Source organism: Kitasatospora sp. P5_F3 (assembly GCF_054049135.1).
Genome location: NZ_JBFUMY010000071.1, coordinates 18,999 through 42,138, shown reverse-complemented (window position 1 = coordinate 42,138; position 23,140 = coordinate 18,999). Strand labels below are relative to the sequence as shown.

19 protein-coding genes are annotated in these 23,140 nt (G+C 71.0%); 14 read left to right on the top strand and 5 right to left on the bottom strand.

Translation table 11 applies throughout. From position 1 onward, the window contains the following. Positions 1 to 242 precede the first annotated feature (242 nt). A complete protein-coding gene (locus ACXJMZ_RS30175) occupies positions 243 to 1,424 on the top strand; it encodes a hypothetical protein (RefSeq protein WP_457033202.1) in 1,182 nt (393 codons plus the stop codon). A 29-nt stretch (positions 1,425 to 1,453) separates the two neighbouring features. Here the strand turns inward: ACXJMZ_RS30175 and ACXJMZ_RS30170 are convergent, their stop codons facing one another. From ACXJMZ_RS30170 to ACXJMZ_RS30160, 3 genes are all read right to left on the bottom strand, one after another. After that, positions 1,454 to 2,224, bottom strand: coding sequence for an SOS response-associated peptidase (locus ACXJMZ_RS30170; protein WP_457033201.1), 771 nt, complete (start codon positions 2,222 to 2,224; stop codon positions 1,454 to 1,456). Positions 2,225 to 2,329: 105 nt separating this feature from the next. Further along, a complete protein-coding gene (gene fusA / locus ACXJMZ_RS30165; RefSeq protein WP_457033200.1) occupies positions 2,330 to 4,411 on the bottom strand; it encodes an elongation factor G in 2,082 nt (693 codons plus the stop codon). Between the two features lie 403 nt (positions 4,412 to 4,814). Next, positions 4,815 to 6,827, bottom strand: coding sequence for a TerD family protein (locus ACXJMZ_RS30160; protein WP_457033210.1), 2,013 nt, complete (start codon positions 6,825 to 6,827; stop codon positions 4,815 to 4,817). Positions 6,828 to 7,127: 300 nt separating this feature from the next. On the opposite strand from ACXJMZ_RS30160, the gene ACXJMZ_RS30155 reads away from it, so the two are divergent. Continuing rightward, the gene (locus ACXJMZ_RS30155) at positions 7,128 to 7,337 is read left to right on the top strand and encodes a hypothetical protein (protein WP_457033199.1); all 210 of its coding nucleotides are present in this window, start codon (positions 7,128 to 7,130) and stop codon (positions 7,335 to 7,337) included. A 132-nt stretch (positions 7,338 to 7,469) separates the two neighbouring features. After that, positions 7,470 to 7,916: an NADAR family protein gene (locus tag ACXJMZ_RS30150; protein ID WP_457033198.1), complete on the top strand. Its 447-nt coding sequence runs from the start codon at positions 7,470 to 7,472 to the stop codon at positions 7,914 to 7,916. Here the strand turns inward: ACXJMZ_RS30150 and ACXJMZ_RS30145 are convergent. Continuing rightward, positions 7,913 to 8,557 (bottom strand): GntR family transcriptional regulator, encoded by a 645-nt coding sequence (locus tag ACXJMZ_RS30145; protein ID WP_457033197.1) that lies wholly within the window; start codon positions 8,555 to 8,557, stop codon positions 7,913 to 7,915. The genes ACXJMZ_RS30150 and ACXJMZ_RS30145 overlap by 4 nt on opposite strands. Positions 8,558 to 8,663: 106 nt before the next feature. Here ACXJMZ_RS30145 and ACXJMZ_RS30140 point away from each other — a divergent pair, with 106 nt between their 5' ends. From ACXJMZ_RS30140 to ACXJMZ_RS30090, 11 genes are all read left to right on the top strand, one after another. After that, positions 8,664 to 10,619: a beta-galactosidase gene (locus ACXJMZ_RS30140; protein WP_457033196.1), complete on the top strand. Its 1,956-nt coding sequence runs from the start codon at positions 8,664 to 8,666 to the stop codon at positions 10,617 to 10,619. Positions 10,620 to 10,627: 8 nt separating this feature from the next. Further along, on the top strand, positions 10,628 to 11,977 hold the full coding sequence (gene gcvPA, locus ACXJMZ_RS30135) for an aminomethyl-transferring glycine dehydrogenase subunit GcvPA (protein WP_457033195.1): 1,350 nt from the start codon (positions 10,628 to 10,630) through the stop codon (positions 11,975 to 11,977). Continuing rightward, positions 11,974 to 13,530, top strand: a complete 1,557-nt coding sequence (gene gcvPB, locus ACXJMZ_RS30130) for an aminomethyl-transferring glycine dehydrogenase subunit GcvPB (RefSeq protein ID WP_457033194.1) — start codon at positions 11,974 to 11,976, stop codon at positions 13,528 to 13,530. Before gcvPA ends, gcvPB begins: the two co-directional genes overlap by 4 nt. Then, the gene (locus tag ACXJMZ_RS30125) at positions 13,527 to 14,624 is read left to right on the top strand and encodes an ATP-NAD kinase family protein (protein WP_457033193.1); all 1,098 of its coding nucleotides are present in this window, start codon (positions 13,527 to 13,529) and stop codon (positions 14,622 to 14,624) included. The genes gcvPB and ACXJMZ_RS30125 overlap by 4 nt, the downstream gene beginning before the upstream one ends. Beyond that, positions 14,621 to 15,370, top strand: coding sequence for an SDR family NAD(P)-dependent oxidoreductase (locus ACXJMZ_RS30120; RefSeq protein ID WP_457033192.1), 750 nt, complete (start codon positions 14,621 to 14,623; stop codon positions 15,368 to 15,370). Before ACXJMZ_RS30125 ends, ACXJMZ_RS30120 begins: the two co-directional genes overlap by 4 nt. 45 nt (positions 15,371 to 15,415) lie before the next feature. Then, the gene (locus ACXJMZ_RS30115; protein WP_457033191.1) at positions 15,416 to 16,714 is read left to right on the top strand and encodes an ABC transporter substrate-binding protein; all 1,299 of its coding nucleotides are present in this window, start codon (positions 15,416 to 15,418) and stop codon (positions 16,712 to 16,714) included. Beyond that, the gene (locus ACXJMZ_RS30110) at positions 16,711 to 17,604 is read left to right on the top strand and encodes a carbohydrate ABC transporter permease (RefSeq protein WP_457033190.1); all 894 of its coding nucleotides are present in this window, start codon (positions 16,711 to 16,713) and stop codon (positions 17,602 to 17,604) included. The genes ACXJMZ_RS30115 and ACXJMZ_RS30110 overlap by 4 nt, the downstream gene beginning before the upstream one ends. Before the next feature lie 7 nt (positions 17,605 to 17,611). Next, positions 17,612 to 18,436, top strand: coding sequence for a carbohydrate ABC transporter permease (locus ACXJMZ_RS30105; RefSeq protein ID WP_457033189.1), 825 nt, complete (start codon positions 17,612 to 17,614; stop codon positions 18,434 to 18,436). Continuing rightward, on the top strand, positions 18,436 to 20,052 hold the full coding sequence (locus ACXJMZ_RS30100; RefSeq protein ID WP_457033188.1) for an amylo-alpha-1,6-glucosidase: 1,617 nt from the start codon (positions 18,436 to 18,438) through the stop codon (positions 20,050 to 20,052). The genes ACXJMZ_RS30105 and ACXJMZ_RS30100 overlap by 1 nt, the downstream gene beginning before the upstream one ends. A 122-nt stretch (positions 20,053 to 20,174) precedes the next feature. Further along, complete coding sequence (locus ACXJMZ_RS30095; RefSeq protein WP_457033187.1) at positions 20,175 to 20,624, top strand: YcxB family protein; 450 nt, start codon at positions 20,175 to 20,177, stop codon at positions 20,622 to 20,624. A gap of 158 nt (positions 20,625 to 20,782) precedes the next feature. Then, positions 20,783 to 22,252 carry a SulP family inorganic anion transporter gene (locus ACXJMZ_RS30090; RefSeq protein WP_457033186.1) on the top strand — a complete coding sequence of 490 codons (1,470 nt, stop codon included), beginning with the start codon at positions 20,783 to 20,785 and terminating at the stop codon, positions 22,250 to 22,252. A gap of 261 nt (positions 22,253 to 22,513) precedes the next feature. Here ACXJMZ_RS30090 and ACXJMZ_RS30085 read toward each other — a convergent pair. Beyond that, positions 22,514 to 23,140: class F sortase (locus ACXJMZ_RS30085; protein ID WP_457033185.1), on the bottom strand; the 627-nt coding region annotated here is incomplete at its 5' end.

The window sequence follows — 23,140 nt, the reverse complement described above, 5'->3', positions numbered from 1 at the left end:
GACTCGAGGCGGCTGCCAATCCGGCGGAGCACCACGCCGACGGCGTCCGAGTCGAACGCGACACTTGTCGACGGTGATCCGCATGACCTCATGCCTACGGTCCGTCAGGCTGCCCACCCGGTCCGACGCTCGCGCCCGGAGCGCCCGGAGCGAGTGGCTGCCCAGGATCGCCGCTCTTGCCGCCGGACCACCGACGGTGACAGGATCTGCGGCATGAAGAGAATCGAGTCCGACACCCTCCGGTGACCGCCCCCCGCACGTGGCCCACCTCGACGGTCCCGTTGTACGAATACGCGCTGCGCCTGCACCAGTTGGATCCAGACGACCTGCTTCCAGGGTTCGAGTGCCTGCCGGACCGGGAGCGCCACCAGCGGGCGGAGCGTCAGCGCCGGTGCTACCGCGACTCCAGGGAAGCGCGTCTGCGGGGCGCCCGCACCGCGGCCGTCATCGGCCGGCGCCTGGCCCGCCCGCTGAGCCCGGCTTCGCTGCGACTGCTCGCGAGCGCCCTGGCCCAGGTGTCCGTGCCGTCCTCGCCCGACCCGGCCATCCAGGAGCTGACGAAACGCCACCCGCCCGAACTGCTGCGCACGGTGGGCCGCTGGCTGACGCGCCACGGCACCGAACGGGACGTGGTGTTCGCCGGTCTGGCCCTGCTCGCCGAGACGGCCACCGAGCGCGACATCCTGATGATCCAGACCATCGGCCTGCTCGGCTCCCCGTTCGCCGTCCTCCCCGCCCACGCGCTGGAACGCCTACCGGCACCGACACCGGCCCTGACCTGGCTCGCGGCCCGCACCACCGGCACCGGACGCATCCACTACATCCACGCCCTGAACCGCCTCGCCGACCCCAGAGCCCGGTACCCCTGGTACCGGAACGGCCAGGACCCTTACGCGTCGCTCGACCGGCCCGCCGACCCGCAGGCCGTCCACTGGCTGCGGCGCCGAGCAGTGGACCTCGGCGACTTCAACGGGTACTTCGCGGCCCAGACCGTGATCGCCGCCGCCGTCGACCAAGCGATCGGCGACCCGCAGGCCGACAGCGAGGTCGTCGACCAGACCGGCAGACTGCTGCGCACCATGACCGACTGCTTCGGCATGGGAGCCTCCCTCGCCGAACTCGACAACGCCCCGGAGCTGCTCGCCCACTACGCGGACCACGTCGGCCGGCTCCGACCCACGGTGGACCGCTACGAATCCGTCCTCCAGCTGGCCGCCTACCTCGCCGACCCGCACGGCGAGGCTGCGGGACTCGACTGGCCCCCGGGCCGCCGAGCCCTGCTCCACAGGCAGCTGACCGCGCTCCTGCGCAGGCCCGGCTGGTCAGCCTGTCTGGCAGAACTCACGGCCTGGCCGACCGGCAACGTCGCACAGTGGGTGACGCAGCTGGCCCAACGCCTCGATCTGCTGCCGACCGAATCCTGACCACGGCGGCTACGCCGGACGGTCCGGCGTCACGCCTGGTTGTCGCCCGCGCTGTCGGCCTTGCCGATCGGGTCCGGCACCGGATCCAGCAGGTCGGGGCCGTTGCTGCGAACGGAGTTGACGGCGGTGGACACCGCCCGGACGGCCAGTTCGTCCCCGCCGGGCGTGTGCAGCAGGTGCCGGGCCTCGGTCGGGTCGGTCAGTTCGGGGTCCAGCCAGGCGTCGATGTCGGCGCGGTTGATGGTCAGCGGCATCCGGTCGTGCACGCGGCCTGCTGCGTCGGTGGCGTCGGTCGTGATGATCGTGGCGGTCGCCAGCCAGGCGGCCGGGTCGCCGTCCGGCACCGAGTGGTCACGCCAGAACTCGTACAGCCCGGCCATCAGCATGGGATCACCCGAGGCCGGATACAGGTAGTACGGCTGCTTGAACGCCTTGCTGCCCTGGAGGGCAGGCACCGGCACCCACTCGAAGTAGCCGTCAGCCGGAAGGACGCAGCGGCGGGTGCTGAACGCCTTCCGGAACGCGGGCTTCGCGTGAACGGTCTCGGCACGGGCGTTGATCATCCGGGCAGCGCCCTTCGGATCCTTCGACCAGGAGGGCACAAGCCCCCAACGCAGCACCCGGAGCTGCCTCGTCAGCTCGCCGGTGTCGCGGTCGACGCGCTCCAGCACCGCCGGGACCGGGTCGGTCGGGGCCACGTTCCAGCTCGGCGCCAGCTCCTCGAGTGGTGTCCCCCGGTTCACCTCGAACAGCTCGACCAGGTCCTGTGTCGTCGTCGTGGAGACGAATCTTCCGCACATGGGAATCACCCTGCCACTTCCCACTGCCGAAGGCGCCTCCCTCGGGAGACCGACGGTCGTGTCCTCGCCCACGCCCGACCCGGCCACCCCGATGGCCCGGACGGGCTACCGAGCCGGTGCCGGAGCGTAGCCCGTGGCCCTGGTGGTGAAGGTGCCCCGGCCCTGGGTCCGGCTGCGCAACTGGGTTGCGTAGCCGAACAGTTCGGCCAGCGGCACCGTCGCGGTGAGCACGGCCGTGCCGGTCCGGCCGGTCGAGCCGGAGACCCGGCCGCGCCGGGCGGCGAGGTCACCGAGCACTCCGCCCACGGCAGCGTCGGGCACGGTGACCGTGACCTCGACCACCGGTTCCAGCAGTGCCATCGTCCCGGCTCGCAGCGCCTCGCGGAGCGCGAGCCGCCCGGCCGTCCGGAAGGCGAGCTCCGACGAGTCCTTGGAGTGGGTGGCCCCGTCGGTCAGGGTGACCCGCAGGCCGGTCACCGGGTGACCGCCGATCGGGCCCTCGGTGAGCGCGTCCCGGCAGCCGGCCTCGACCGCCCGGACGAACTCGGCCGGCACCCGGCCGCCGGTGACGGTCGAGCGGAACTCGAAGCCCACCGGCTGGTCGGCACCGTCCTCCACCCGCTCCAGCGGAGCCGTGTCGATCACCACGTGGGCGAACTGCCCCGCCCCGCCGTCCTGTTTGACGTGCCGGTAGGCCAGGCCGGTCACCCCTCGGAGCACGGTCTCGCGGTAGGCCACCTGCGGCCGACCGACCTGGACCTCCAACCCGTGGGCGCGCCGGATCCGCTCCACCGCCACCTCCAGGTGCAGTTCGCCCATCCCGGACAGCACCGTCTGCCCGGTCTCGGGGTCGGTGCGGACCAGCAACGACGGGTCCTCCTCGGTCAGTCGGGCCAGCGCCGTGGCGAGCCGGTCGGTGTCGCCACCGGTCCTGGCCTCCACCGCCACCGAGACCACGGGCTCGGCGGTGCTCGGCGGTTCGAGGACCAGCGGCGCCGTCGGTGCGCACAGCGTGCTGCCCGCCCGGGCCCCCTTGAGTCCGATGACGGCCACGATGTCCCCGGCCACCGCCAGCTCCACGTCCGCGTGCCGGTCGGCCTGCACCCGCAGGATGCGGCCGATCCGCTCGGTCCGCCCCGTGCCCGCGTCCAGGACCGTTGCCCCCTTTCCGATCGTCCCCGAGTAGATCCGCAGGTAGGACAGCCGCCCGGTGGCGGCCGAACTCACCTTGAACACCAGCCCGGCGAACGGAGCTTCCGGSTCGGCCGGCCGTTCCTGCGCCGTGCCGCCCAGCAGGCCGCGCACCGGCGGCACGTCCAGCGGCGACGGCAGATAGGCCGTCACCGCCTGGAGCAGCGGCTCGATCCCCCGGTTCCGGTACGCCGATCCGCACAGCACCACGAGCGCCTCGCCGGTCAGGGTGAGGTCCCGCAGCGCGGCGGCCAGCGTCGGTCCGGAGACCGCCGAGGTCGCGCAGAACTCCTCCAGCGCGGCCGGGTGCAGCTCGGCCACCACCTCCTCCAACAGGCGACGCCGGTGCTGCGCCTCCTCCCGAAGCTGCTCGGGTACGTCGGTCTCCCGGTAGCCGTCCCCGGCGTCCCCACCGTCTTCCCAGAGCAGCGCCCGCATCGTCAACAGGTCGACCACGCCGGTGAATTGCTCCTCCCGGCCGACCGGTAGCTGCACCGCCAACGGGACGGGGTGCAGCCGCTGTCGGATCGACTCGACGGCGGCGTCCAGATCCGCCCCGGCCCGGTCCAGCTTGTTGACGAAGGCGATCCTGGGTACGCCGTGCCGGTCGGCCTGCCGCCAGACCGACTCGCTCTGCGGCTCGACGCCGGCCACCGCGTCGAACACCGCGATCGCGCCGTCGAGCACCCGGAGCGAGCGCTCCACCTCGTCGGAGAAGTCGACATGGCCCGGGGTGTCGATCAGGTTGATCCGGTGGCCGTCCCACACGCAGCTGACGGCGGCCGCGAAGATGGTGATGCCCCGGTCCCGTTCCTGGGGGTCGAAGTCGGTGACGGTGGTCCCGTCGTGGACCTCCCCGCGCTTGTGGACGGCGCCGGTGAGGTAGAGGATCCGCTCGGTCACGGTGGTCTTGCCGGCATCCACATGGGCGAGGATGCCCAGGTTGCGGACGGTGGCGAGCGGGTCGGTGTGCTGCAGGTGCGGCTTGGTACGCACGGCCGTTGGCCTTTCGGGGTGATCCGGAGAAGGGCGGCGCGATCTGCGGACGGAACGGTCCGACACCGGGTCGTGCAGAGCCACTGCGCCGGCGTACCGGGCAGGGCGGGGCAGGAGCGGGTCAGACGGTCGTCGCGGTCATCCGGTGCCGGGCGCGCAGCGGGCACCGGGCGGACCGAGACACCAGGATCACCTCGTACCGGGACAGGGGGACGACGACAGCGGTGCGGTAGCGCATGGCCGGTCTCCCTCACTCGTCACGGTGGACACCGCCCGGTCGGACGGCGCTCGGTGTGCCCCGAGTCTAGGGACCCCGCCCCGGCCCCCGCACCGGGTTTTCCCGGACAGCCGAACGCCCCGGGCACCGGCACAGGGCCAGCACCTGGGGCGAACTGACTGCGGGTCAGCCAGCTGCGGGCGGCTGTGCCCGCCGGGGCTGGCGCGGGTCGAGGCTCGCCACCACGCTGTGCTGGAACTTCTCGACGGCGGCGTCGACGCTGCGGATGAAGCCGGACTCGGCGTTGCCCCGGGTGCTGCCGACGCTCTTCGAAAGCGACAGCCGGAACCCGGTCACCTTGGACGAGTCCTTCGGCAACAGGTCACCGGGCTCGGGGCGGAGCTTCTCCAGGGTGCCGCGCGGACCGGGCGCAGCACCGTCGGTCAGGGTCTCGACGTGCAGGTCGGCCGGGGCCTCGGCGAGTTGGCGGACCAGGCGCTTGACCCAGCTCAACGGGTACCCCTGCTCCGGGGCCGGAATCTCGATCGAGGTCCGCAGCTTCCCGACCCGGAGATCGGCCACGATGGAGATGTTCCCCGGGGCCTCGTCGACCCGGATCTCCGCGTGCAGCCGTCCGTCCGAGCACAGCCCGTCGGCCAACGCCACCCGCCGGGCCCGGGGGTCCTCACCCCGGCGGGCCCGCTGGACCGGCAGGACCTTCGCGCCCAGCTCCCCGCCGAGCTGGAGGCAGACCTGCCGGATCAGCCGCTCCCAGCTCTCGACGACCTGGACGGCGCGCTCGTCGCCCTGGCAGAGGGTCTCGTCGTCTATCCCGTTCCGGACCGGAACCCAGGCGGGGCCCATGTTCTGGAAGCCGTGGCAGCCCGAGTTGTCGTGCTGCAGGTAGTGCAGCAGTTCCTGCAGCAGCCAGGCGTGCGCCGGGTTGCCCACCCCCTCGTGGCGGATCAACATCTTGGCCTGGTAGGCGACTTCGGCCCAGGACAGGTGCCAGAGTGCGACCTTGTGCTTCCGGCGCCCGTCAATCTTGACCGGTACCAGTGGGCTGCCCTCCAGCGCGACGTCGTTGGAGAGCGTGATGACCGCCTCGTAGCCGCGCCGGGCAGCGATGTCCATGTACGCCTGGACCTGGTCGGCCTTCAGCGGGTTGCCGTTCGTCTTGCTCTCCAGCAGCGCCGTCCAGAGCCGGCCGGCTCGCTCGACCCGGATCACCCCGTCGGGACGCCTGGGGGATTCACCGTGCGGCAGCGAGACCTCGGTGAAGGTCTCCATCCGGCCGGCCGGAGCGCCGAACGCGGCCGTGAGCTTGCGGCCGAACTCCGGGACCTGTGCCATCACCGACAGCAGGACCGAGGTGGCCCGGACCTCGCGCTCCCGGTCGCTCTTCAGCGTGCTGGCGGGGAACAGCCGTGCCGAGCTCCAAGTCTCGTTCTCCGCCAGGGACTTCTTTCGCTCCTTGGGCAGCGTGACCTTCTTCTTCGCGGTACGCAGCCGTCGCGCCGGCTCTGGCGCCACCGCCACCGCCACCGCCACCGCTTCCGTCGGGGCGGGCGGTTCGACGGCGGCTGGCTCCGCCGCCGGGACGGCCGTAGGCTCCTCGGCGGCCGGCTCCTCGATGGCGGACGGGGCTTCCGTGCCGTCCTCCGAATCGTCGATCTCGATTCCGAAGTCGGTGGCCAGCCCGGCCAGCCCGGTGTCGTACCCCTGCCCGATGGCGCGGAACTTCCACTCCTGGTTGCGCCGGTAGATCTCGCCGAACACGAAAGCGCTCTCCGTGCTCGCGTCGGTGATGGCGAAGCTCAGCAGCTGCTCGCCGGTACTGTCCGCGAGGCCCAGCCGAAGGTCGTCCAACTGGCCGAAGGCGGCGCGCTCGTGGCGGCTTGCGGCGATCACCAGCCGCGCGACGTCCACGGGAACGGCGGCCAGGTCGAGCTGGATGCGGTCCTCGCTGCCGGTCTCGGCCGGTACCTGGCCCAGCAGTTGCACGCTCCCGTCGGCGGCGGTCGGGTTGTTGTAGAAGAAGAAGTCCGCGTTGTTCCGGACCTTGCCCTCCTCGGTGAGCAGCAGCACCGAGACGTCGGCGTCGCCGTCGCCGGTGGGGCTGCTCCAACCCAGGCTCACGATGAGGGAGTCGATGTCCTCGTCCAGCGCGGCCAACCCGACATTGGCGCCCTTGACCATTTCGTGCACTGATATCCCCCACTGGAACCGGGCTGCGCGCAGAGACCGGGCAGCCGTCCTGCCTAGTTAGTCACTCTTCTGCCGCCGGCTCAGGACCGCACGACTGGTGGGAGCCTAGCCCTCTGGCAGGGAATATGCCGATGGTATGAGCGGATTGTGTGCACGCAATCGGATCACGGTCGTCAGAAGCTGGGAATGCGTCAGCTCATGTCCCAGGAACGGGATTAAAGACCTGCGATCAAGACAGAGCAGGGCGTATGGTCATGAACCCCCTGAAGGTGGAAGGAGGTGCACCAGGCCATGGGACTGTTCAAGGACGCACCACCCCGGGAGCATCCGGACTACACGCAGCTACGCTTCATGGCGGCCGGTTCGCCGTCGTGGTGGAAGAGCAACCGTCACAAGGTACTCGCCGTCGCCGGCCTCCTGGCCGGTTTCTGGCTCGCCGACCACCACGACCCCACTCCCGCCACCACGCCCCCGCCCCCACCAGCCGCCACAACCCGCTGACCCCGGGCGCACACCACGCCCCGCACGCCCCGGCAGACCCCGTCTGCCGGGGCTGCCCGAGGCCGAATCCGGTTGCGAGCGCAGCCCGGCGCCTGCGACCGTGCGGGTTCCCACACCTGCCACGAGGCTCGGATGACGATCTACTTCTACGGTGCCGACGAAGTCCCCYACGGCTGCTTCTCCAACTTCTCCGCGCACGGCCTGGACCTCGACGGGCAGGTGTGGCCGACCTCGGAGCACTACTTCCAGGCCCAGAAGTTCATCGGCACCCGCCACGCCGATCTCATCCGTCGGGCTCGCACGCCGTTGCGTGCCGCCGAGTTGGGCCGTGACCCGTCCAAGCCGTTGCGGCGGGACTGGGACCGGGTCAAGGACGACGTGATGCGTCGTGCCGTGGCGACCAAGTTCCGAGCGCATGCGGACATCCGCGACATCCTCCTGTCCACCGCCGACGAAGAGATCGTCGAGGACACCACCACCGACCACTACTGGGGCCGCGGCAGGACCGGTACCGGCAAGAACATGCTCGGCCGGATCCTGATGCGCACCCGAAAGCAACTCCAGGCAGAGATTTCCTAGTCCTGCGGGATGTGCGCCAGCATCCGCTCCATGCCGCCCACCCAGTTGGCCTTGAGGGCCTCGATCGCGCCGGGCAGGTCGTCCTCCAGTAGGCGGCGGGCGATCTCGCAGTGCTCCTCGGACTCCCGGGCCACCGGTTCGTCCTCGGCGACGACCAGGTTCTCGTAGCGTCGCATACCGGCCTTGACGCCGGTGAGCAGGTCCAGCAGGCGCTCGTTCGGGCAGCCGCTGAGCAGCAGGCCGTGCCATTCGTCGTYGCGGCGGTCGACCACGGCGTGCTCGGCCACCGGGTCGGGGAAGCCCTGGGCCAGCCTCAGCAGCTCCGGGGCGATCTTTCGCAGGTGCTCGGAGTCGGAGGACTCCAGCGCCAGCGACTCCAACGCCGCTACGACGGCGACCAGTTCGCGGAACTCCTTGCGGCTGACCGGTGCGAAGCGGAAGCCACGGCCCTGGTTGCTCTCCAGCACGCCCTCGCCCGTGAGGGTGATCAGGGCCTCCCGCAGCGGGGTCCGGCTGACGCCCAACTCGGCTGCCAGCACAGCCTCGTTGACGTCCGTACCGGCGGCGAACTCGCCGCGGGTGAGCCGCTCCATCAGTTCGTCGCGTATCTGCTCGCGCAGTGGCCGGCGCTCGATCACCATCTGGCCCCCCAATCTCCCGTCCCAGCATAGCTCTTGACCGAATGCAGAGTACTGCACTAAGTATTCTGAATACAAAATGCCGATGGGGCGAAGGGGAGACGAATCCATGGGCTTGACCCGGGTGCCGGGGCTGCTGTTCGGCGGCGACTACAACCCCGAACAGTGGCCCGAGCAGGTGTGGCAGGAGGACGTCCGGCTGATGGCCGAGGCGGGGGTGAACGTCGCGACCGTCGCCGTCTTCTCCTGGTCCCGGCTCGAACCCGAGCCGGGCGTCTACGAGTTCGGCTGGCTCGACCGGATCCTCGACCTGCTCCACCAGCACGGGATCGCCGTGGACCTCGCGACCGCTACGGCCACCCCGCCGCCCTGGCTGGTCCGGCAGCATCCCGGGATCCAGCCCGTCGACGCGAGCGGGACCAGGCTGGAGTTCGGCTCCCGCCAGGGCTACTGCCCCTCCTCCCCCGTGTTCCGGGACGGCACCGTCCGGCTGGCCCGCGCCATGGCCGAGCGGTACGGGACCCACCCGGCCCTGGTCATGTGGCACATCGGTAACGAGTACGCCGACCACACGGTCGAGTGCTTCTGCGAGGAGTCGGCCCGGCACTTCCGCCGCTGGCTCATGGATCGCCACGGCAGCCTGGACGGTCTCAACGCCGCCTGGGGCACGTCCTGTTGGGGCCAGCACTACACCGACTGGACGCAGATCAGCCCGCCCCGGAAGGCGCCGGGCCCGGTCAACCCCACCCAGGTGCTGGACTGGCGCCGGTTCTGCAGCGACGCACTGCTCGCCTGCTTCGAGGCCGAGCGCGAGGTGCTCAAGGAGGTCACCCCGGACATCCCGGTGACCACCAACTTCATGAGCATCCTGCACCACCTGGACTACTGGAAGTGGGCCGCCGCCGAGGACTTCGTCAGCGACGACGCCTACCCCGACCCCGCCGACCCGACCTCACACGTCAGAGCCGCACTCAGCTACGACCTGATGCGGTCGCTGAAGCAGCAGCCGTGGCTGCTGCTGGAGTCGGCGCCCGGCGCGGTGAGTTGGCGCGAGGTGAACGTCCCGAAGGAGCCGGGCGCCATGCGGCTGCACAGCCTGCAGGCACTGGCCCACGGCTCGGACGGGGTGATGTTCTTCCAGTGGCGCCAGGCGAAGTACGGCCCGGAGAAGTTCCACTCGGCGATGCTCCCGCACGGCGGGACGGCCACCCGCCAGTGGCGGGAGACGCTCGCCCTCGGTGCGGACCTGCGACGGCTGGCCGAGGTCGCGGGCACCACCACCCAAGCGGATGTCGCGCTGGTACTCGACTGGGACAGCTGGTGGGGGCTCGAGGCACCCGAGTCGCTGCCCTCGGACCGGCTCAGGCTGCACCGGCTCCTGCTCTCCTGGTACGCCCCGCTGCACGCCCGGGGCATCGCCGTCGACCTGGCGCCGCCGGACCGCGACCTCTCCTCCTACCGGGTCGTCATCGCCCCGAACCTCTACCTCTGCACCGCCCAGCAGGCCGCCAACCTCGCCGCCTTCCCCGGTCAGCTCGTGGTCGGCCCGTTCAGCGGGGTGGTGGACGCCGCCGACCACGTCCACGACGGTGGGGCACCCGGGCCGCTGCGCAGCCAACTCGGCGTGCGGGTCGAGGAGTTCTGGCCGATCCCGGACGACCGTACCCAACTGCTCGAGATGGCGGACGGCACCCGGCTGACCGCCCGGACCTGGAGCGAGTGGCTGGAGCTGGACGACGCGCAGCCCCTCGCGCACTACCGGGGCGGCCCGCTGGACGGCCGCCCGGCGATCACCCGGCGCGGCACGGCCACCTACCTCAGCTGCCTGCCCGACGACCTGACGCCCGTGCTGGACGAGGTGCTCGCCGCCGCCGGCCTCACCTGGACGGACCTGCCGGACGGCGTCGAGGCCTGCCGCCGGGGCGACTTCCTGTTCCTGCTCAACCACGGGGCCACCACGGCCACCGTCTCCCTGCCCGCCGCCGGGACCGACCTGCTGACCGGTCGTCAGCTGCACGGCTCCGTGGCCATCGCGCCGCGCGACGCCGTGGTCCTGAAGCACTGAGGAGTGCCGTGATCCATCCCTACATACCCAACGCGGGCCCCGCGGCCCGGGCCGCGATGCTCGCCGAGATCGGCGCCCCGAGCGTCGCCGAGTTCTACGGTGACATCCCCGCCGACCTCCGGCTGGACCGTCCGCTCGAGCTGCCCGCGCCGTTCCTGGACGAGCAGGGTCTGGTCCGGCACCTGAACGGGCTGCTGGCCAGGAACACCGACACCACCCGGGTCCTGAGTTTCCTCGGGCACGGCTGCTACCCGCACCACGTCCCGGCGGTGTGCGACGAGGTCAACGGTCGCGGCGAGTTCCTGACCGCCTACGCGGGCGAGCCGTACGAGGACCACGGCCGGTTCCAGGCGCTCTTCGAGTACGTCTCGATGATGGGCGAGCTGCTCGAGATGGACGTCGTCAACGTGCCGGTCTACGACGGCTTCCAGGCGGCGGGGACGGCCCTGCGGATGGCCGCCCGCTACACCGGCCGCCGTCGGGTGCTGGTCAGCGGCGCGGTCGCCCCCGACAAGCTCAGCATGATCCACGACTACCTCGCCCCGGACCTCGAGGTGGTGCTCGCCCCGGTGGCCGACTCGGGGGAGATCGCCGAGCCGGCCCTCGACGACACCTTCGCCGCACTGTACCTGGAGACGCCGAACGTCCACGGTGTCATCGAGACGCGCGGACGCGAACTGGCCGCGCTGGCCCACAGCGTGGGAGCCCTGCTGGTGGTGGGCACGGACCCGATCTCGCTCGGCGTGCTCGCACCGCCCGCCTCCTACGGCGCCGACCTGGTCTGCGGGGACATCCAGTCGCTCGGCATGCACCAGCAGTACGGCGGCGGGCAGGCCGGGTTCATCGCGAGCCGGGACGAGGAGCGGCTGGTCGCGGAGTTCCCGTCCCGCCTGTTCGGCATCGCCCCGACCGCCGTCGAGGGCGAGTACGGCTTCGGCGACGTCTTCTACGACCGGACCTCCTTCGCGCTGCGCGAGGAGGGCAAGGAGTGGGTCGGCACCGCGGCCGCCCTGTGGGGCATCACGGCCGGCGTCTACCTCGCGCTGATGGGCCCGCAGGGCATGCGCGAGATCGGCGAGACGATCCTCGCCCGGACCAGGTACGCCATGCAGGTGCTCGCATCGGCCGGGGCTCTGGTGCTTCACCAAGAGGCCCTCCACTTCCGGGAGTTCACCATCGAGGTGCCGAGCGCGGACGCGCTGCTCGCGGCGCTACGGGCCGTGGGCATCTTCGGCGGGGTGCGGATCTCGCCGTGGCGGGTCCTGGTCTGCGTCACCGAGCGGCACTCGATCGCCGACATCGACACCCTCGCGGCGGCCGTCAAGGACGCCCTCTCGGTCACCGGAGGCACCAAGTGAGCTCGCACGGAGAATCGTTCGCGACGCTGCCGGTCGCACCCAAGCCCGCCCTGCGCCGCTTCCACCAGGCGCGTTGGGACGAGGAGATGATCTTCGAGCTCTCCCGGCCTGGGCGGCGCGGCATCGGCGTCCCGGCCCCGGACGCACCGCTGGTCGAACTGCCCGAGGGCGTCGGCCGCGCCACTCCGCCGGCGCTGCCCGAGCTGTCCCAGAACCAGGTGGTCCGGCACTACCTCCGGCTCTCCCAGGAGACCCTCGGCGCCGACCTCAACATCGATGTCGGCCAGGGCACTTGCACGATGAAGTACAGCCCGAAGGTCAACGACACCTTCGTCCGCGACCCGAGGATCGCCGAGCTGCACCCACTGCAGCCCGAGGACACCGTGCAGGGCGTGCTGGAGATCTACTGGCGGCTGGAGCAGATCCTCGAGGAGATCTCCGGCATGACCCGAGTCTCTCTTCAGCCCGGCGCGGGCTCGGCGGCGATCTACGCCAACCTCGCGATGATCCGCGCCTACCACGCCTCCCGGGGTGAGGGCGGGCAGCGCGACCAGGTCGTCACCACGATGTTCTCGCACCCGTCGAACGCCGCGTGCGCGAAGGTCGCCGGGTACGAGGTGATCACCCTGATGCCGGACGCCGACGGCTACCCCGACATCGAGGCGCTCCGCGCGGCGGTCGGCCCGCGTACCGCCGCGCTGCTGATCACCAACCCGGAGGACACCGGGATCTTCAACCCGAGGATCCGGGAGTTCGTCGAACTGGTCCACGCCGCAGGCGGGTTGGCGTGCTACGACCAGGCCAACGCGAACGGCATCCTCGGCATCACCCGGGCCCGCGACGCCGGGTTCGACCTGTGCCACTTCAACCTGCACAAGACCTTCTCGACGCCGCACGCCTGCGGCGGGCCCGCGGCCGGCGCCTGCGGAGTCTCCGAAGCCCTGGTCCCGTTCCTGCCGGGCCCGGTGGTCGACCGCGACGGCGAGTCGTACACGCTGAGCTCCCCGGCGAGTCCGGTCGGGAAGATCCGGCCGTTCCTCGGGGTCACGCCCAACGTCGTACGCGCCTACGCCTGGGTGATGGCGCTCGGTGCGGACGGCCTGCGCGAGGTAGCGGAGACGGCGGTGCTCAACAACAACTACCTGCTGCACAAGGTGCTGCAGATCCCCGGCGCCTCCGTCCCCTGGCCGGACAAGCGGCGGGTGGAGCAGGTCAGGTACTCCTGGCAGGAGCTGGCCGAGGAGACCGGTGTGCACTCGGAGGAGATCGGCATCCGCGCCGGCGACTTCGGCGTGCACTACTGGACCAGCCACCACCCGTACGTGGTCCCCGAGCCCTTCACCCTGGAGCCGACCGAGTCGTACTCCCGGGAGGATCTGGACGAGTACGCCGCGATCCTCGCCCAGGTCGCCACCGAGGCCCGCCAGGACCCCGAGTTCGTCAGGAACGCGCCCTACAACCAGACCGTCCACCGGATCGACCCCACCTCGCTGGACGATCCGGCGCAGTGGTCCCCCACCTGGCGGGCCTACTGCCGGAAGCACCGTCGGTGATCGTCGGACTGATCGTCAACCCCGTGGCGGGCCTGGGCGGCCCGGCCGCGCTCAAGGGCAGCGACGGACCGGCCGTCCAGGCCAGGGCACTCGCCCTGGGTTCGGTCCCCCGGGCGGCCGGCCGCGCGACCGCCGCGCTCCGGGCCCTGCACGCGCGGTGCCCGGCACTCCACCTCCGCACCGTGGCAGGCCCGATGGGCGAGGACAGTGCAGTCGCGGCCGGAGTCCCGTACGAGCTCGTCCACCGCCCGGCACACGTCACCGGCGCGGCGGACACCCGGGCGGCGGTGGCGGCGCTCGGCGGGGTGGACCTGCTGCTGTTCGTCGGCGGGGACGGGACGGCGCGGGACGTGCTGGACGCCCGGCCGACCGGGGCGGTGCTCGGCGTACCGGCCGGGGTGAAGGTCTACTCCGGCTGCTTCGCGGTCAGCCCGTTCGCGGCCGGGGCGACTGCGGCCGGGTTCGACGGGACGACGCTGGAGGCGGAGGTGGTCGACCTCGACGAGGAGGCGTACCGGTCGGGGCAGGTGGGCGCCCGGCTGTACGGGACGCTCCGGGTGCCGGCCGCCCGGGCGCGGCTCAGCGGCCGTAAGACCGGGTCGTCCTCGGCACCTCCCGGCTCGGTGGAGTCGATCGCGCGCGCGGTGGCAGCCTCCATGCTGCCCGGCACGGCCTACGCGTTGGGGCCTGGCGCGACCACGCTCGCGGTGGGACGTGAACTCGGCCTGGAGCTCACGCCGTTGGGGGTGGACGTGGTCAGGGACGGCGTCTTGCTCGCCTCGGACGTCACCGAGCAGACCTTGCTCACCCTTGCCATGTCACAGGTCACGCATGCCATTCTCTCCGTCATCGGCGGGCAGGGGTTCGTGATCGGCCGGGGCAACCAGCAGTTCAGCCCCCGGGTGCTGGACCGGCTGGCCGGGATCACCGTGCTCGCCACCCAGCAGAAGCTCGCCGCGCTCGGCGGCCGGCCACTGCTGGTGGACAGCGGCGACACCGCGACCGACGCCGCACTCAGCGGACCCGCCCGGGTCGTCACCGGGTACCGCGAATCAGTGATCTACCGCATCCAGTCAGCGAGCGAGGACTCATGAACACCCTCCAGAACAAGGTCGCCATCGTCACCGGCGGTGCCTCAGGCATCGGCCGCGCCACCGCCAGGCTGTTCGCCGCCGAGGGCGCCGCCGTGGTGATCGCCGACCTGGCGGACGCCGCCGAGGTCGTCCGCGAGATCGAGGCGGACGGCGGCCGGGCCGTCGCCGTCCGGGCTGACGTCTCGTCGGAGACCGACTGTGAGCGGATCGTTCGGACCGCCGTCGAGACGTACGGTGGACTGCACGTCCTGTTCAACAACGCCGGGATCATCCGCCGCAAGACCGCGCTGGAGATCCCCGTCGACGAGTGGGACCTCGTGATGGCCGTCAACGTCAGGTCGGTCTACCTGATGTGCAGGTTCGCCGTCCCGGCGATGACGGAGGGCGGCTCCATCGTCAACACCGGCTCGGGCTGGGGACTCAAGGGCGGCGGCAACGCGCTGTCCTACTGCGCCTCCAAGGCCGCGGTCGTCAACATGACGCGTGCCCTGGCCATCGACCACGCCGCCGCGGGCATCCGGGTCAACTCGGTCAACCCCGGCGACACCATGACGCCGATGCTCCGCGACGAAGCCCGCCAACTCGCCGAGGACTGGGCGGTGTTCGAGAAGGACGCCGCCGACCGGCCGATGGGCCGCGCGGGCTCGCCGGAGGAGATCGCCGCCGCGGTGCTGTTCCTGGCCGGCGACGCCAGCAGTTTCGTCACCGGCTCCGCGCTCGTCGTCGACGGCGGCGGCCTCGCCTGACCTCGCTCCACCCCCATCCACCCACCCCCAGCTCGGAGGCACCTGGTGTCAACTTTCACGAGAAGAACCGCACTGCTCGCCGTCGCGACCGCCCTGTGCGTGTCCGCGTGCAGCGGGACCAACGGCGCCGCCGGTGACGCCAAGGACGGGAAGGTCACCCTGCGTTGGGCGACCTGGGGCTCGGCCGAGGACATGGCGGTCTTCAAGGCCTTCACCGACGACTTCACCAAGAAGTACCCGAACATCACGCTGAAGCTCGAACCGGTCGCCTCCTACGAGGACTACCATCCCAAGCTGCTCACCCAGCTCACCTCCAGGACCGCCCCCGACGTCTTCTACGTCGGTGACGACTACATCGGCAAGCTGGTCGCGGACGGCGTACTCGCCCCGCTCGACGCGCAGTTGGCCGGGCCGCAGAGCAAGAGCAGGCCCACGGACTTCTTCGAGGGCATCTACGGCGGTGCGAAGAAGGGCGGGGTCACCTACGGCGTGCCCAACGACACCAACCCCGAGGTGCTCTGGTTCGACAAGAAGGCCCTGGCCGAGGCCGGGATCACCGAGGACCCGGCCGCGCTCAACGAGGCCGGCCGGTGGACCATGGCCACCTACCTGGAGATGAACGCCAAGCTCAAGGCGGCCGGCAAGTACGGCTCCATCTTCTGGAACTGGTACGGCGCCAACTACAGGCTGGTCAACGGCTTCGGGGGCAAGGTCTGGGAGGACGGCAAGTTCGTCGCGCCGTCGGATCCGAAGGCCCGGCAGGCGCTGAAGACCCTCGCCGACGGCTACCGGGACAAGACCTTCGCCTCCGCCGACCTGCTGCCCGAAGGCAACGGTCCGTCCACCCAGTTCATCAAGCACAAGGCCGGCTTCTACGCCGGCGGCCGCTGGGTGATCGAGGGCATCGACAAGGGCGGCGATCGCCCGAACTACGACATCGTGCCGTTCCCCTCGGAGTCCGGGCAGCCGATCCAGGGTGCGGTCGCGGCGTCCTACCTGACCATCAACAAGGACAGCAAGCACGCGAAGGAGGCCTTCACCTTCCTGACCGAGTTCGTCAGCAAGGAGGGCCAACAGCTCCGGCTCAAGGGCGGCAGCGCCGTGCCGTCCGTCAAGGGTGCCGAGAGCCTGGTGACGGACGGCAAGTACCCCGCGCACGCCCAGACCTTCCTCGACGTCCGCGACAAGGGCTTCGCCAACTACCCCGACGAGGTCGCCGTCCCCGGCCTGACCAAGGCCGTCAACGACCACCTGATGAAGATCTGGGAGGGCAAGGTCGGCTTCGACGAGGGCATGACCCAGCTGCAGACCCTGGTCGACGGCCTGAAGGGCCCGAAGAGTTGAGCGCGGAGCCGCTCTGGCGGCGGCGGGACCGCTGGTGGGCCGTGGTGTTCCTGGCGCCCCAACTGCTGGGCCTGCTGGTGTTCCTGGTCGGCCCGCTCGGCTTCGCGATCGTGCTGTCCTTCATGGAGTGGGACGGCCTCGGCGACACCACCTGGGTGGGGCTGGACAACTTCCGGGCCCTGCTCACCGATCCGGGCTTCGGCCGCGCGGTCTGGAACACCGTCAAGATCGGCCTGATCACCGTGCCGGGCGGGCTGGTGCTGGCCCTGCTGCTGGCGCTCGCCCTGCACGGGGTCCGGGGCCGGACCGCCTACCGGGTGATCTACTTCCTGCCGGTGGTGACCAGTTCGGTCGCGGTGTCGGTGATCTGGCAGATGATCCTGGGCGGCGGCAGTGACGGCATCCTGAACGGGACGGTGCAGGACCTGTTCGGCGTCACGCTGCCGAGCTGGCTCGAGGATCCGACCTGGGTCGTCCCCGCCATCGCCGTCGTGACGATCTGGTCCTCGCTGGGCCTCAACGTGGTGATCTTCCTGGCCGGGTTGGCCACCATCCCGGCCAACCTGATCGAGGCCGCGCGGATCGACGGCGCCGGGCCGTGGCAGACGCTGCGCTCGGTCATCCTGCCGCTGCTCTCGCCGACCGTCTTCTTCACTCTGGTGGTGTCGGTGATCAGCTCGTTCCAGGCCTTCGACCTGATCTACGTCCTGGTCAACCCCGACCACAACGAGGGGGCCCAGACCATCGTCTACAAGGTCTACCAACAGGGCTTCCGGGAGTTCCGGTTCGGCCTGTCGAGTGCCGCCGCGCTGATCCTGCTGGTGCTGACGCTGGTCGTCACGGCGGTCCAGTTCAAGGCGCAGAAGCGCTTCGTCCACTACGAGTCCTGAGGACGGCATGACCCACCGGAGACAGATCCTGCTGCACGCCGTCCTCACCCTCGGCGGCCTGATCATGCTGTTCCCGTTCGTCTGGATGATGCTGACCTCCTTCAAGGGCGTCAGCCAGATGATCAACGAGCCACTGGCCTGGCTGCCCAGCCCCTGGCGCTCGCAGAACTACCCGGACGTGCTCGAGGAGGTGCCGATCGGGCGGGCCTACTGGAACAGCATGTACATCGCGGCCGTCACCGTCGCGGCCACCCTGTTCACCGGCGCGATGGCCGCCTACGCCTTCGCCCGGATACCGTTCCGCGGCTCGGGGCCGCTGTTCGGCCTGTTCCTGGCCACCCAGATGGTCCCGGCCCAGGTCACCATCGTGCCGCTGTACATCATGCTGGCCAAACTCCAACTCATCGACTCCCACCTGGCGTTGATCCTGCCGGCGATCGCCAACCCGTTCGCGGTCTTCCTGCTCCGCCAGTTCATCCGGGCCATTCCGGTCGAGCTGGAGGACGCGGCACGGATCGACGGCGCCAACCGCTGGACCATCTTCTGGCGGATCATCCTGCCCAACATCCGGCCCGGCCTGTGGACGCTCGGCATCATCGTCTTCCTGGCCAGCTGGAACAGCTACTTCTTCCCGCTGGTGTTCCTGAACACCCCGGACCTGTTCACCATCCCGCTGCTGCTGGACTCCTTCAACTCCCAACGCGGCGGCGTGGACTACGGACTGACCGCCGCCCTGTCGGCGATGACCGTGGTGCCGATGCTGATCGCCTTCCTGATCGGGCAGCGCAGGATCCTCAACAGCATGGCCTCCTCGGGTCTGGGCGGGCGCTGATGTTCACCCTCGACCTCGTGGAGCAGCCGTTCACCGAACGCGGCTCGCGTCTGCTGGTGACGGCCGGCCCGGACGGCCTCCGGGTCGCCCGGGCGGAGTACGAGACCCCGCTCGACGAGACCACCGAACTGACCGCGCTGACCGTCCGCGACGCCAACGGGCTTACCGTACCCGTCGTTTCGGCGACGCCGTCCGAGGTGGCGTTCGCGAACGGGGTCTCGCTGATGTTCGCCGACCCGGCGACCCTGGTGGTCTCGGGGCAGCACGCCCACGCGTCCTGGCGGCTGTCGGACGGGACCGAGCAGGCGGTGGCACTCACCGGATGCCACGTGCTGACCGGCCCGCCGGGAAGCTGGTCAGCGACGGCCGTACGGGAGGCGGCCGAGGCTCGCTGGGAGCAGTGGTTCGCCCGGCTGCCGCCCGTCCGGGCGGACCTGGTGGAGCGGGCCAGGATGGCCTGGTGGACGCTGGCCGTGAACCTGCTGCCGATCGGCGGCCGCGAGGGGCTCGTCCCCTCCAAGTACGGGTACGTGGGCGTCTGGAACTGGGACGCCCTCTTCCACGCCGTCGCGCTGCGCCATGCCTCGCCCGCGCTCGCCCGCGACCAGATCCTGCTGCTCCTCGACCACCAGCTCCCCGACGGCCAACTCCCCGACGTCGTCCACGACCACGGGGTGCTGGCCGAGACCACCGACCTCCCCCGCTCGGACCTCGCCCGGCTGAGCGAGCACGTCGGGCGGGCGAACGGCGCCGTACCCTCCTCGGAGCCGGTACCGGTCACCAAACCGCCGCTGGCCGCCTGGGCCGTCTGGAAGATCCACCAGACCGACCCGGACCTCCCGTTCCTCGCCTCGGTCTACCCGAAGCTGGTCCGCACGCACACCTGGTGGTTCACCGCCTCCGACCCGGACGGCGACGGTCTCCCCGAGTACCTGCACCCCTACTCGTCCGGTCTCGACGACAGCCCCGTCTGGGACTACGGCCCGCGCGCCGAGCCCCCCGACCTCAACTCCTACCTGATCCTCCAGGCCGACCGCCTGGCCGACATCGCGGAGGCCCTCAACCTGCCGACCGAGGCCGATCGTTGGCGCGCACAGGCCGCCACCCACACCGAGCTGCTGGTCGCCCGGCGCTGGAACGGCACCCGGTTCCGCACCCTGGTGGGCGGCGAGCCCGTCTCGGTCCGCACCGCGCTCGACCTCATGCCGCTGTTCACCGGTCGCCTCCCCGTCGAGGTGGCCACAGCACTCGAGCAGGAGCTCCGCTCAGCCCGCTACTGGGGCGAACACCCCGTCCCCACGGTGGCGTTCGACGATCCCGCCTTCGACCCGGACGCGATGTGGCGCGGCCCGGTCTGGCTCAACGTCAACTACCTCCTCATCGAGGGCCTGCGCCGCTCCGGCTTCGCCGCCACCGCGGACGAGCTCCGCCTGCGCACCCTGGCCATGGTCCGCGACGCGGGGGGCCTGTACGAGTACTGGAACCCGCTCACCGGCGCCCGCGCGACCCGCGCCACCTCGGGCTTCGGCTGGTCCGCCGCCCTGTTCGTCGACCTCGCCACCGGGCTGTCGGAGCCGACGGATGATCACCTGGACGGGAAGACGATCACCCCCTAGAGTCCTGATCTTGTCACTGCGGACTCCCGGGGGAAGTTTTGAATATCAGCACGTCGTACCGGGTTTCGTTCGAGGAGCTGCTCCGCGCGTCGCGAGTGGGCCTACGCCGCCGCCGACGCAACATGTGGGTGTTTGTGATCGTCCTGTTCACCGACGCTCTGCTGATGCTCTCAGTGGGGAACTACCCGATCGTGTTCGCCGGCCTGACGGGCGGCGCCTGCGGGCTGTACATGCTGACCCTGGGGACCCGCCGGGCCGTCCGGAAATCGGTGGCCCGGGCCACCGGGACGACCGCGGTGGAACTGACCGACGAAGCAGTCACGATCCGGCGGCCCGGTTGGCACACCGAGATCGCGTGGGAGCAGTACCTCAAGGTGGTCGACACCCCGGAGTTCCTCCTCCTGTACATCAGTGACTTCACGTTCACAGCGGTACTCAAGCGCGGCCTCACCGCCTCGCAGGCCGCCGAACTGGCCGCCTTCGTGGCCACTCTGAACGGCACGACCGCGCCGCCCCAGCGGACCGCCCCCACCCGGGCCGTGCCGGTACGGGAATACACGCAGCGCCGTTGATTTCTGCCGCCTCCTCCTGTTATTGCGATGATCCGACCATTCGCTTCCGGCATTTCTCCTTCCATTTATTCATCACACAACCTTGTTTTACCGATTCTTGATGGCAGCTCAACTCACCGGGCTAATCTGGGAATTCGTCACTCTCCCCTGAGGACCTGATGATTCGTGCTGCCCATCTGCAACGAGACCTTGCCGCCTCCGTCGTCGTCTTCCTGGTCGCCCTTCCGCTCTGCGTCGGCGTGGCCGTCGCCTCCGGAGTGCCGGCCGAGCTCGGCCTGATCACCGGCATTGTCGGCGGTCTGCTGGCCGGCCTGCTGCCGGGGAGCAGCCTCCAGGTGTCCGGGCCCGCCGCCGGGCTGACCGTGCTGGTGTACGAGGCGGTGCAGCAGCACGGGCCGTCCGCGCTCGGCGTCATCACGCTGACCGCCGGGCTGCTGCAACTGGCCATGGGCGTCTTCCGGTTGGGCCGGTGGTTCCGGGCCATCTCGGTCGCCGTGGTGCACGGCATGCTGGCCGGGATCGGGCTGGTGCTGATCGCCGGTCAGCTCTACGCGATGGCCGACCGCAAGGCTCCCGGCTCCGGCCTCGCCAAGCTGGCCGGGCTGCCGCGACTGGTCACCGACACCGCCGCCGATCCGGCCGCCCTGACGGCTGCGACCGTCGGCGTCGGCACCGTCGCCGTACTGATCGGCTGGCAGCAACTGCCCGCCCGGGCCCGGCTGGTGCCGGCCCCGCTGGTCGCCGTCGCAGCGGCCACCGTCCTCGTCGCCGGGCTCGGCCTCCCGGTCGCCAAGGTCGAGGTCTCCGGTCTGCTGGCGGCCGTCCGGCTGCCCGGCGCCTCGGACTTCGCCGTGCTGGCGCAGGCCGGTGCGCTGGGCACGGTGCTGGCCTTCGCGCTGATCGGCTCCGCCGAGAGCCTGTTCAGCGCGGCGGCGGTGGACCGGCTGCACAACGGCCCGCGCACACACTACGACAAGGAGTTGGTCGCCCAGGGCGCGGGCAACGCGGTGTGCGGGCTGCTCGGTGCGCTGCCGATGACCGCCGTGATCGTCCGCAGCGCCGCCAACGTGCAGGCGGGCGCCAGGACCAAGGCCTCGCGGGTGCTGCACGGTGTCTGGCTGCTGCTTTTCGCGGCGCTGCTGCCCGCCGCCCTCTCGGTGATTCCGCTGGCCGCGCTGGCCGGGGTGCTGGTGCACGCCGGGGCGAAGCTGCTGCCCGTCAAGTCCCTGCTGCCGCTGTGGCGTTCGTACCGGGGCGAGGCGGTGGTGCTGATCGTCACGGCACTCGCCATCGTGGCCACCAACATGTTCGACGGCGTACTGGCGGGCCTGCTGCTCGCGGTCCTCAAGGCCGCCTGGGAGACCTCGCACGTGCACTGGGAGCGCACCGAACGGGCCGACGGCAGCGTGCTGGTGCGGCTCTCCGGGCATGCGACCTTCCTCCGCCTGCCCCGACTGCTGGAGACCCTGGAGGCCCTGCCCGCCGACCGGCCCGTCCAGCTCGACCTGACCGGGCTGCGCCACCTCGACCACGCCTGCCGCACCGCCCTCACCGGCTGGACCGACCGCCGGGCCCAACTCGCCCCGGTCGGTGGCCCGATGGAGCACCCTCCGATCCAGTGGCCCTGAGCTGAATCCGGCCGCTCACTCGGCCCGGCCCCGCGAACCTGGGGCCCGGGCCACCGCCACGGCGCCACGCGAGGACAGCCCGAGCTCACTGGGCGGCCGGTCCGAAGCGATCTCCTCGGCCCGCAGATCGCACTGCCCGGCGGGCTGCGCGAGCAGGAACCCGCGCAGCCGATCCGCCGACGGCCGGTCCGCTGACGGTTGATCCGCCGCACGCCCCCGCCCGCCCCTCGCGCCCCCGGGCGAGACCGCCCGGGGGACCGCTCAGCGGGTCGAGCTGAGGTGCGCGAACACCACGACGTTGTCCGAGTACCCGGACTTCTTGTCGTACTTCCCGCCGCAGGTGATGACGCGCAGTTCGGGCCGCTCGGTGGGACCGTAGACGGCGGCGTCGGGGAAGGCCGTACGGGGGTAGATCCGTACCGCGTCGATGGTGAAGACCGCCGTCCGCCGGTCCTGCCGGGCCACCTCGACCTTGTCGCCCGGTCGAAGCAGTCCGAGCCGGTAGAAGACGGCGGGTCCGGAGCGGGTGTCCGCATGGCCCGCCATGATCGCGTTGCCGGCTGAACCCGGGGAGGGGCCGTTCCGGTACCAGCCGGCCTGGTTGGACTTGCCAACCGGCGACGTGTCCAGGTGACCGGACGCATCAAGGCCGAGTCCGAGCAGTGGAGCGCTGACCTTGATGGCGGGGATCCTGAGGCTGGTCGGCACGGAGGCCGGCAAGGGTTCGGCAGCTGGACTGCTGGGCTTTGCTTCGGAGTTGGGCGAATCCTGCCCGGCGTCGCCGCCGTTCTGCCCGGCGCCGCCGTTCTGCCCGGTCCCACCCGACGTGTCCGGCGTGTCCGGCGAGCCCGAGGCGCGGGCGACGGCCGCCCCGACCGGGGGCGGGCC

Bases quoted from the DNA above. Each gene is read 5' to 3' on its own strand.
- ACXJMZ_RS30170 (WP_457033201.1), bottom strand. From the start codon at position 2,224: ATGTGCGGAAGATTCGTCTCCACGACGACGACACAGGACCTGGTCGAG.
- ACXJMZ_RS30160 (WP_457033210.1), bottom strand. From the start codon at position 6,827: ATGGTCAAGGGCGCCAATGTCGGGTTGGCCGCGCTGGACGAGGACATC.
- ACXJMZ_RS30155 (WP_457033199.1), top strand. From the start codon at position 7,128: ATGGGACTGTTCAAGGACGCACCACCCCGGGAGCATCCGGACTACACG.
- ACXJMZ_RS30140 (WP_457033196.1), top strand. From the start codon at position 8,664: ATGGGCTTGACCCGGGTGCCGGGGCTGCTGTTCGGCGGCGACTACAAC.
- ACXJMZ_RS30120 (WP_457033192.1), top strand. From the start codon at position 14,621: ATGAACACCCTCCAGAACAAGGTCGCCATCGTCACCGGCGGTGCCTCA.
- ACXJMZ_RS30105 (WP_457033189.1), top strand. From the start codon at position 17,612: ATGACCCACCGGAGACAGATCCTGCTGCACGCCGTCCTCACCCTCGGC.
- ACXJMZ_RS30100 (WP_457033188.1), top strand. From the start codon at position 18,436: ATGTTCACCCTCGACCTCGTGGAGCAGCCGTTCACCGAACGCGGCTCG.
- ACXJMZ_RS30095 (WP_457033187.1), top strand. From the start codon at position 20,175: ATGTGGGTGTTTGTGATCGTCCTGTTCACCGACGCTCTGCTGATGCTC.
- ACXJMZ_RS30090 (WP_457033186.1), top strand. From the start codon at position 20,783: ATGATTCGTGCTGCCCATCTGCAACGAGACCTTGCCGCCTCCGTCGTC.